Genomic DNA, 9,206 nt, shown 5'->3' with positions numbered 1-9,206 from the left:
AAGGACAGTTATTATGCGCACAATATCGTCAACCGCTTCACGCAGGCCGACGGTACGCGCATCATCCCCTACGGAGGCGTGTTCCGCGCGCTGTCGCCCGCTTTCTCAGGGAGCCACTCAGGGCGCGCGCAGCTGAACTATTCGCAGAAATTTAGCGAAGAACATGAGATAACCGCACTGGCGGGAGCAGAGATCAGGGAAATGGTACAGACAACTGACCCGGGCTATACCCTGTACAATTATGATCCCGAACTGATGATGGGGGACAATAATTACAGCTATACCGAAAACTACAGGACACTTCCCAGCGGCAGGTCAAGGCTCCTGGCCCCTCCTTCCGCAAAACAGCGGCTCATAGACCGTTACCTGTCCTATTTTGGAAATGCCAGCTACACCTATAAAAGCCGGTATGTCCTTTCTGGTTCACTCCGGTGGGACGGCTCAAATCTGTTCGGGGTGAAAACAAACCAGAAAGGAACGCCACTATGGTCAGTTGGCGGCAGCTGGGAACTGACAAAAGAACCCTGGTTTAAATTGCCTGCCATGGATTACCTGCGCCTGCGGGCCACCTATGGCGTTGCAGGAAATGTCAATAAAAATGTAAGTTCACTGCCCACCATTGAATATTCCGCGACGGGTGAGAACACCGGGCTTCCACAGGCCATTGTGCGGAGTATCGGGAATCCGTCCCTGCGCTGGGAACAGGTGAAAACATTTAACCTGGGGCTGGATACCCGAGTGCTCGATAACCGGATTTCGCTAAGCGCCGATTATTACATAAAAAATGCAAATGACCTGATCGGGGCCAGCGTACTTCCGCCGAGTACTGGAATCTATCCGGAGAGTTTCGCTGAAAACTCAAATCTTGTCAACTATGCGGACCTGAAAACAAAAGGAATGGACATCCAGCTCAGCAGCCGCAATATCCTTGGAGCATTTAACTGGAACAGTACGATCCTTTTCAACATTGTCCACAATGAGGTCACCGGGTATTCAGCAGACAATAATATCGGATTATACAATTACCTGCTTTCCCCTTCTTTTCCCGTGGCCGGAAAGAGCAAGGACGTCCTGTTTGCACTGCCCAGATATTCGCTGGATCCCGCTGATGGCACAGTGCTGATGTTCCTTGATGGGCAGCGTACCAGAAACGGCGTTGATTATTTTAACAGCCTTTCGTCCCGGGATCTCATCGCCGCTGGGGTAACAGTCCCGACTGTCTATGGTTCTTTACGCAATGAGATCAGATGGAAGAACATGAGCCTTTCTTTCCTGATCTCTTGGAAAATGGGGCATGTATTCCGGCGTTCGACAACCGTTCCCGAAGGAGAATACAGGCTGCAGTATCATATGGATTACCTGAACCGGTGGCAGAATCCGGGGGATGAACGCTGGACAGATATTCCGGCAACATCCGGGAATCCATCTGATAATCTGTACGCCATGTTTGAACAGTATGAAAATTTTGCGACCAGCGGCAGTCACCTGCGGCTGCAGGACCTCAGCTTTTCCTACGATCTTCCGGCATCTATTTTACCGAAATCGGTATTTAGGCATGTACAGCTCTACGGATATGCCCGGAACCTGGGGATAATCTGGAAAGCGAACCGGTACGGTCTGGACCCCGATTTTCCCGGTGCTGATTATGTGGCGCCCAAAAGCTTTGCATTTGGACTTAGGTTAGACTTTTGACAGCGATATTATGAAAGATTTAAAAAACTACTTAATTGTCAGTCTTGCCATTATTGTGGCAGGCTGCGGCAAAGATTTTCTGGATGTCAAAAGGACATCCAATCAGGCTGTTCCAAAGACGGCCAAAGACTATCTGGCGATCCTTGGCCGGGAAAACATGTATTTTACCTCAAGTGATCTGGCTTATCTCGGAGCGGATGAATATTATGTCAAAAATTCCGCAGAGCTTGTGGCGGGATCACAGTACACTCCGTTCCACCAGTATACCTATACCTGGCAGGATAACCCCTATGGCACCCAGCGGAATATCAGGGACTGGGATCTGGCATACGAAAGGATCATGTATGCCAATCTTGCCCTTGATGCTGAATCTGCAAAGCTCGGCCAGGGTGAGACGGGCGACAGGGACAGGGTAAGGGTCAGTGCCCGTTTCCACCGTGCATGGAACTTTTATCAGCTGGCACAGCTATTCTGCAGACCATATCATGAACCTGCTGCCGGGGAGGATCCCGGTCTGCCCTTGCGGCTGGACTATGATATTTCTGTCAGATACGGCCGCTCTTCACTGAAAGAGGTTTACGACCGGATACTGGATGACCTGACAGAAGCCGAGAAAATACCGCTGGTAGATGCCAGCAGTCCCTATATGCCGGGCACCACAGCCGTACAGGCACTACTGGCAAGGGTCTATCTCCAGCAGGGAAAATTTGATATGGCGCTCCGATATGCAGATATCGTCCTGCAAAAGAAAAACACCCTGATAGACTACAATAAACTTACGGGGCCGGTTACTGATATCTATGGAAGCTATTTTGAGCCTTATGGCAAAAATAATCCGGCCATCATCTTTTACTCCTCAGCAGCTGTAGGCGGCATATTGGGTGCTACGAGAAGAAACGCGGACACCATGTTTATAGCTTCTCTTGACGAGCATGATCTCAGGCGAAAGATTTACTTTTTCAGGCGGCCCGATGGTACCCGGGCATATACCGGTGCCTACTGCGGTTATGGGGGAAATGAGGCATTTACAGGTCTCAGCTCCGAGGAAATGTTATTGATCCGTGCGGAATGCCGGGCCCGCTCGGGTATGGATCAGCAGGCGCTGGATGACATCAACCTGCTCAGAAAACACCGAACTGAGGCCGGTGCATATCATGACCTTGAACTTTCCGATGTGACTGATCTATTGGGCTATGTCCTGACCGAAAGAAGAAAGGAATTATTTATGCGGGGGAGCAGGTGGGAAGATGCCCGGAGGCTGAACCAAGAAGGGAAATATCCGGTCACTTTTTCCAGGGTGCTGGATGGCCGGAAATACACGTTGACACCAGATAGTAAAAAATGGGTCTGGCCTATTCCGCAGTCAGAAATAGATGCAAACGGAATCGAGCAGAACCAGCGGTAGGAAAGGGAGGCAAATTTGCCTCCCTTTTTTTGGATATTGACCTGATTGACTTATTTTAATTAGTTAATGGGCTATTGATGCTGGCGGAAGGCCTGGGAAGTGAAACCGTCATCGTTCGCTTCTTTGACTGTCGCTGGCATATCAGATGGATCCAGAACATCGCTCAGCTGAACAGCACAGGTGGCTCCCGGCGAGGTATTACAGCTTCCGCTCGGTGCACCGCCCGGATAGAGCCCGTCAATTTTCTGGTTGGTGGCAACATTTCCACCTGTAGGACTGATCAGGCTCACCTGGTACCAGGTAGGGGTCGCCTTTCTGCTTTCATGGTTTTTCCAGGAAACGGTAAGCGTCACTACTGATATAAGTGCCACCAATGCGCCGAAGTTCAAATTTTTAAGTAATGATTTCATAACAAAAAATTTAAGGATTGGCATGCGCTGATTTCTTCAGGCCCATTGCATGGCCTGCCCCTCCGCCTTTCCGTGGTCCCGGTTTTGGGGATAATTCGCGGTTTATGGCAGGGAGACCTTTACCCTGCGCTTTCAGCTGGATTATGATAAGACCGTATCCTCCTTTCTGCCAAAGCCGGAAACGACGTCTTTTCCCGTATGGCTTCTAGAGGCCAATATCCAGTATATTGAACCTAATAGGATAAATAGGCTATTGAGTGCAATATGCAGCCAGTGGTTATTTGTCGGCCAGATGCCAGCACAGGCACAGGGCGTATAGCCGAGAACTTTAGTCACGCCTATCAGAAGATAAAGTGTGAAAATAGCTATCACGATGGTCGAGAGTCTGATCCCGAACTGTACCGTGGATTTATAGAGCAGCAGCAGGATCAGTCCGATGTAAACGACCGGCAGCCCCCAAAGAAGGCTGCGCTCCAGCCATGACGGAAACGACTGCAGTGCCATCTCACTTTTGGTCGACTCCCAATCCGAAAGCTTCAGCGCGGCGGTGATCCCCCACAGCAATATAAAACTGTACTGCGAAATAATCTTTATTACCTTTACTTTTTTCATAACCTTACCTTTTTTAATGTGTGCTCCTTCAAAACATGAGAAGCAGTAAACAAAAGATTTATAATGCTAAATTAACGCTATTCGCAAACCGCCGTTAGGCAGAAACGTACCTATCGATTGGTAGAAAAGGATCTGTAACAAACTATCAATTCAGGCGGAACATACTCTTTATCTTAAAGTTCAGTATATATTTTAAATCACAGGTAGGAAAAAACACACCAAATAGTTGTGTTTTTTATTGAAATTAAATGAGTCAGGGTGTGTTTTGTATACTTTCGTTAATCGGGACTTTCCAGCCTCCGCCTAAGTCATAATAAATTTATGAGATTGGAGAATAGCTTCTTCAATCTTTTGACCGGCTTATTAACAGAGCGGCCGTCAAATTGACGGCCGCTCATGGATTTAAATAGGGTGTTTTGAAAAACCGTGTCAAATTACTTCTTTACAGGGAGTTTTCAAAACATAGATCTGTTCATATCAATTTCCGGACAATTTGATAACTATCTAATTATGAATGAGGAGTTTAAATAAAACATATCCCCCGATAAGAAATCCTAATTATCTTATCGGGATCATTAGCTAAAAAAACAAATAAGGGATTATTTACCATTCCAGGTAAAATTTGCTGCCAGTTCGGCACAGAATACATTGTCCAGTCCACCGTTGTGTCCATTGATCACACCAACAACAGAGTGCATCACATCTAATGTATTTGACGCATTGTACTTTATCAAAGTTGTATTAGGCAACTTTTGATCAACAGGAGTTCCATCATCCAGGCTTACCCCTCTTATTGTATCCTTATAGCCTAAACGTTTAAGTTCATCTTTTATCTCGGTGTGATTTCTTTTTATATCATAAGTGATTATAACATTCATATAAATAATTTAATTTAAGTCTACAATTTGACATTTGTCACAACATTCACATAGCCCTTGGTCGCTGCATTTCTACCAATGAGGTATTTCAGCGCTTTTGCAAAATTTTCCAGTTCCCGCATTTCAAGATAATCCATGTCAAAATCCTGTCCGATCTGGTTTGATGGTAGGTACAGCTTCAAGCTTTCAACAATAGTACTCAAAGTCGAAGGAATATCTGATAGATGGATATCTACCGGGCTTTCCTGATCGGCATCTGGTGGGTCAACTTTAAAATGAAAAGGATAACCTCTGGTGCCCAATACCGCAGGGTTGGCACAGGTTGTTGCTTTGGAGAGTCCATAACGCTTATTGTAAAGCGTCGTAAAACTCCCTACACCATTGTCGTCAAGAGTTTCGGGAATAATAACATCGATCCTGAAACTTTTAACTTTTATTTTCTTTCCCTCAAGTTCAATACATTCAGAGCTGTGAATTTCCTCACACACACGCTTGATAAAACTGTTATAATAACCGATTGCCAATGCCGTTGATGGCAATAGGCCGAGCTGACTCGTTTCGGCTACCCTTTCCACCTGAGCGACTATGGACTCAACTATTTTATCGAGAGAATTATACTGGCCACTGTTGCGTGTAAATTTAGCGACAGCGATACCATCGAGATCTGTTGGTAGATCGGTGTCTTCCTCGGCGATCAAGTAACATTTTTCCGGTCCGGCTGCCCCCAGAAATAATCCGAATTCAAAAATAACATTGTCGCGCGGTTTTGTTAAAGATTCGCCGCGCTGCCTGGTAAGGTCATCTTTTGTTGCAATCAGAATTGAAAAATCCGCCAGTCTGGTCTGCTTGATCAGCGAGTCTAGCCCACTTTTGTTCAAAGCGAATGCATCAGTCCATGGGATACATTCAATACGATCCCCAAAAAGATCTACAATCTCGTTTAGTGTCGTTAGCTGTTCGGATGATGATCCTATAAATATTCTTTTTTTCATAATAATAGCCGGGCATTTTTTAGGTCTAATAAAATAGCATTAATTTCTATGAGCAGATGCCGAAGACTCTGCATCTTTTCAGGTTTACCGCGAAAGATATATTCTCGACCATCAACCGATAACAGACTGTTTGCCAGAATCGTATCTCCTGCAAGTCTCGTCAGCTGATGATATAGCACAGGTACAAGTTCATAAAAAACTGCATGGCGGTAGACTGAAACATCAATATCATAACAGATTGCATTAAAATCAAAACTTGACAGATCAATCTGCAGGTCTGATTTTGCCTTCAGATTCTTAAGAAAGCGTATCATTTTTTTTAGTCGCCCGAACGTTTCTGCGCTCCTGGCGTTGATCCGGTCAATACTAACAAAAGGAAAATCAACTTTTCCTTTTTGATGAAGTTCTTTATTATAGACTTGGATACCCCGGTTTGTACCTTTATCATTGACGATCGAGGTAACATCATCATACCAGTTTGAAATAACGACATCAACTTCCCTTTTTAGGTCTTTATTCTCAATTTTAATGGATTTAGGTTTGGAAATATCACAGACTATATATTTTTTCTGTAGAATTCCTTCACTATCCAACCGTAACCGGCGAAGATCATCGAGTGCATTGCCGGCATAACTGCCAACTTCCTTCTCGGTACGGAGCTTTTGAAGTTGGGAAGGCTGATAGTAGTAGCTTTCATTCAATGCTTGGGTTACCCCAATACTGTCAAAAGTGTAAAACAAATCTGAAATAACCAATAAATCTATGTCACTGTACCCCCGGATATGTGTATCGGTCATCACTGATCCCTGATAACGAAAAGTAGCACTGGTGATTCCCCCATTATAAAGATGCGTTTTCACTCTCTCTCCTGCCTCTTTACTACGTTGTGTATAAGAAGGCTCTACGCCGTTCATCGCATAGCGAACATATTCGAGCACATCCGAATAACTGATACTCGATAATTCTTCTTTAATTGATTTCTCAAGGATCTGATTTTCAGGATCAAGCCTGTTTCGAAGCTGCCGTGTGAGTTCTCTATAGTTTTGGGCCATCGTACACCTCCTTTCCAATTATAGCTAGATAATCGGCGTCATAGTCGGCCACTGCTCCAGCGGCCATCCCGTTTGTCTCTGGAAATTCCAGAATGAACTGTTTTAATTTTTGCATAAGCTGAAAATTTGTTAAAAAATCCCTCGCCCATCTCTTGACAGGTATAGGCTTGATATGTACCAGTTTTTGGCAGGAGGTACCGCCCCAGCTTAGCATTGCGATAAGGAACAAACAATAAAATCGTTGTTTAAAATACTTTTTTTAGTTTTGCGCCGTTATAATTGAACATTAGAAGCATACTAAGCTTTAAAAATTGTTGCCCCGAAGTATTGCTGTACCAAGGGGCTTCTTTAAGCCAATTGATGTGATCATAGTCCATGCCAACACCAAACTTGAGATTTCATCTTTTTTATTCGAATATTTCATTTTTTAATGAAATAAACTTGATAACGGTATAATAGATACTTTATTTAAAGATTTTAAATTGACAGATTGACATTATTTAAAGGGGGGGGGATCTCAGAAATTGTGAATACAAATGGACTCTGACTGCCATAATGGCCTGCTTCAGTATTAATATTCCCAAATCGGGCCCAGCTATCCAAAATATAGCATCAAGTTAATAAGCCCAAAAATCAGAAATTCTGGACATAGATTATTTTGTTATAATTCAAAAATACATATGACCAGGTGTCTGAAAGTGATTATCTTCGTATAATTAATATTTAGGAATATGTCAGAATTTACACTCCAACCGCTCAATATTACGATAAACCAGGTTTCCATAGGAAACAAAAAACTGACAAAGACTATTTTTAACCAAATTGAAGAAAAGGGCTGTTTTACCAGAGATCTTGATTTTGTAGGGGATACAATAATTGGATATATCAATGACAGGAACAGCCGTTATCTGTTATGGTCAAAGAATGGGAAATTGCGGAGAACAAACATTTCATCATATTATAAGCTGGAAAGGGATCCTTCTTGTGCGGAGCTTCATCATGTGGAGTGGTTCTTAAAGAAAGTAGGCATAAAGTATTATGTCGATCAGAGTGAGCGGTATGATATAAGGATCAATCATGTTCTTGAAGATACAAAGCTATATATTGATATGGTCGATAAAGCGAACGGTTTTCTCGGGGAGCTGACTGACAGGCAGATATACTTGTAGAAAGATATTTATGGTCTATCTTTTTGATTTGCTATTTATTAGCTTGCAAAAGCAGGGAAGCAATATTTAAAACATTGCTTCCAATAAGATTTAAACAATATTCAGATCAGTTATGATCCGTTCTTAAAAAGATAAAAGCTTGAGGAGTCATAGGTCCGCCATTTTAATCGGTTCCTTCTTATTCTGAATTTTCCTTTCCAGCCTGCCCATATCAACAGCCACCCTGTTGTCCAGTAATTTTGCATAATGCTGCGTAGTCTTGATATCAGTATGCCCGAGCATCTTGGATACTGTCTCAATCGGAACACTATTGGCCAGTGTTACCGAAGTCGCGAAAGTATGGCGTGATTTATGGAAGGTCAGTTCTTTGGTAATCTCGCACAGGTCAGCAATTTCCTTTAGATAGCTGTTCATTTTCTGATTACTGAGAACAGGCAGTACCCCATCTTTCGCCGCGCACGGCGGATAGTCTCGGTATCTCTCTATAATTTCAAGCGCCTTGGGCAGTAACGGAATATTTGATGATGTTGCAGTCTTCTCTCTGCTGGTGAAGATCCAGAGTTTCCCGTCCACCCCCTCAGCGATATCCGTCCACTTCAATTTCTTTACATCAGCATAAGAAAGACCGGTATAGCAGCAGAATACAAAAATATCACGCACGTGCACAAGACGTGGTATTTTGAATTCCTTCTTTTCTATTCTACGAAGTTCGGCATCTGTTAGAAACTCCTTTTCTTTAGCCTTCGCCTTGATCTTATAGAATGCAAATGGATCATCGGTAATCCAACGGTGTGAGATACAGATCTTGATGATTTTGCGCAGGTGTTTCATGTATTTTGCCGCTGATACTGCCGAACAGCCCATTGTAGAACGCAGAAAGAACTCGTATCCGGTAACGAAAGCATGGTCAATCTTTCTTGTGTAGATATCCTGCGATCTGTATTGTTTTTCCAGATATCCACCAACATGGGAAAGAGAGGTTTTATACCCTTTGAG

The 9,206-nt window shown here is 43.7% G+C and carries 9 protein-coding genes and 1 pseudogene; 3 read left to right on the top strand and 7 right to left on the bottom strand.

Annotation, left to right across the window (positions count from 1 at the left end):
- Together B2X72_RS10740 and B2X72_RS10735 are read left to right on the top strand one after the other, a co-directional pair.
- Positions 1-1,692: pseudogene (locus B2X72_RS10740) on the top strand (TonB-dependent receptor); the annotation flags it as partial.
- Positions 1,693-1,747: 55 nt separating this feature from the next.
- On the top strand, positions 1,748-3,097 hold the full coding sequence (locus B2X72_RS10735) for a RagB/SusD family nutrient uptake outer membrane protein (RefSeq protein ID WP_286849577.1): 1,350 nt from the start codon (positions 1,748-1,750) through the stop codon (positions 3,095-3,097).
- Positions 3,098-3,168: 71 nt separating this feature from the next.
- Here B2X72_RS10735 and B2X72_RS10730 read toward each other — a convergent pair whose 3' ends face one another.
- The 6 genes from B2X72_RS10730 to B2X72_RS10705 form a co-directional block, all read right to left on the bottom strand.
- A complete protein-coding gene (locus tag B2X72_RS10730) occupies positions 3,169-3,507 on the bottom strand; it encodes a hypothetical protein (RefSeq protein ID WP_286849575.1) in 339 nt (112 codons plus the stop codon).
- A 141-nt stretch (positions 3,508-3,648) separates the two neighbouring features.
- On the bottom strand, positions 3,649-4,119 hold the full coding sequence (locus B2X72_RS10725; RefSeq protein ID WP_286849573.1) for a MauE/DoxX family redox-associated membrane protein: 471 nt from the start codon (positions 4,117-4,119) through the stop codon (positions 3,649-3,651).
- Between the two features lie 599 nt (positions 4,120-4,718).
- Positions 4,719-4,997 carry a hypothetical protein gene (locus tag B2X72_RS10720; RefSeq protein ID WP_286849571.1) on the bottom strand — a complete coding sequence of 93 codons (279 nt, stop codon included), beginning with the start codon at positions 4,995-4,997 and terminating at the stop codon, positions 4,719-4,721.
- A gap of 20 nt (positions 4,998-5,017) precedes the next feature.
- Complete coding sequence (locus B2X72_RS10715) at positions 5,018-5,989, bottom strand: STING domain-containing protein (protein ID WP_286849569.1); 972 nt, start codon at positions 5,987-5,989, stop codon at positions 5,018-5,020.
- Positions 5,986-7,041: a hypothetical protein gene (locus B2X72_RS10710; RefSeq protein WP_286849568.1), complete on the bottom strand. Its 1,056-nt coding sequence runs from the start codon at positions 7,039-7,041 to the stop codon at positions 5,986-5,988. Before B2X72_RS10710 ends, B2X72_RS10715 begins: the two co-directional genes overlap by 4 nt.
- On the bottom strand, positions 7,025-7,156 hold the full coding sequence (locus B2X72_RS10705; protein WP_286849566.1) for a hypothetical protein: 132 nt from the start codon (positions 7,154-7,156) through the stop codon (positions 7,025-7,027). The genes B2X72_RS10710 and B2X72_RS10705 overlap by 17 nt, the downstream gene beginning before the upstream one ends.
- 616 nt (positions 7,157-7,772) lie before the next feature.
- On the opposite strand from B2X72_RS10705, the gene B2X72_RS10700 reads away from it, so the two are divergent.
- Positions 7,773-8,210, top strand: a complete 438-nt coding sequence (locus B2X72_RS10700; RefSeq protein WP_286849564.1) for a hypothetical protein — start codon at positions 7,773-7,775, stop codon at positions 8,208-8,210.
- Positions 8,211-8,357: 147 nt separating this feature from the next.
- Here the strand turns inward: B2X72_RS10700 and B2X72_RS10695 are convergent.
- A partial coding sequence (locus tag B2X72_RS10695) for a site-specific integrase (protein WP_286849562.1) occupies positions 8,358-9,206 on the bottom strand: 849 nt, incomplete at its 5' end.

The organism is Sphingobacterium sp. UBA7253, assembly GCF_002472745.1.
In the GTDB taxonomy this organism is placed as follows: Bacteria; Bacteroidota; Bacteroidia; order Sphingobacteriales; family Sphingobacteriaceae; genus Sphingobacterium; species Sphingobacterium siyangense.
Note: the sequence above shows the minus strand (reverse complement) of the source record. Positions and strands in the feature narration are given on the sequence as shown.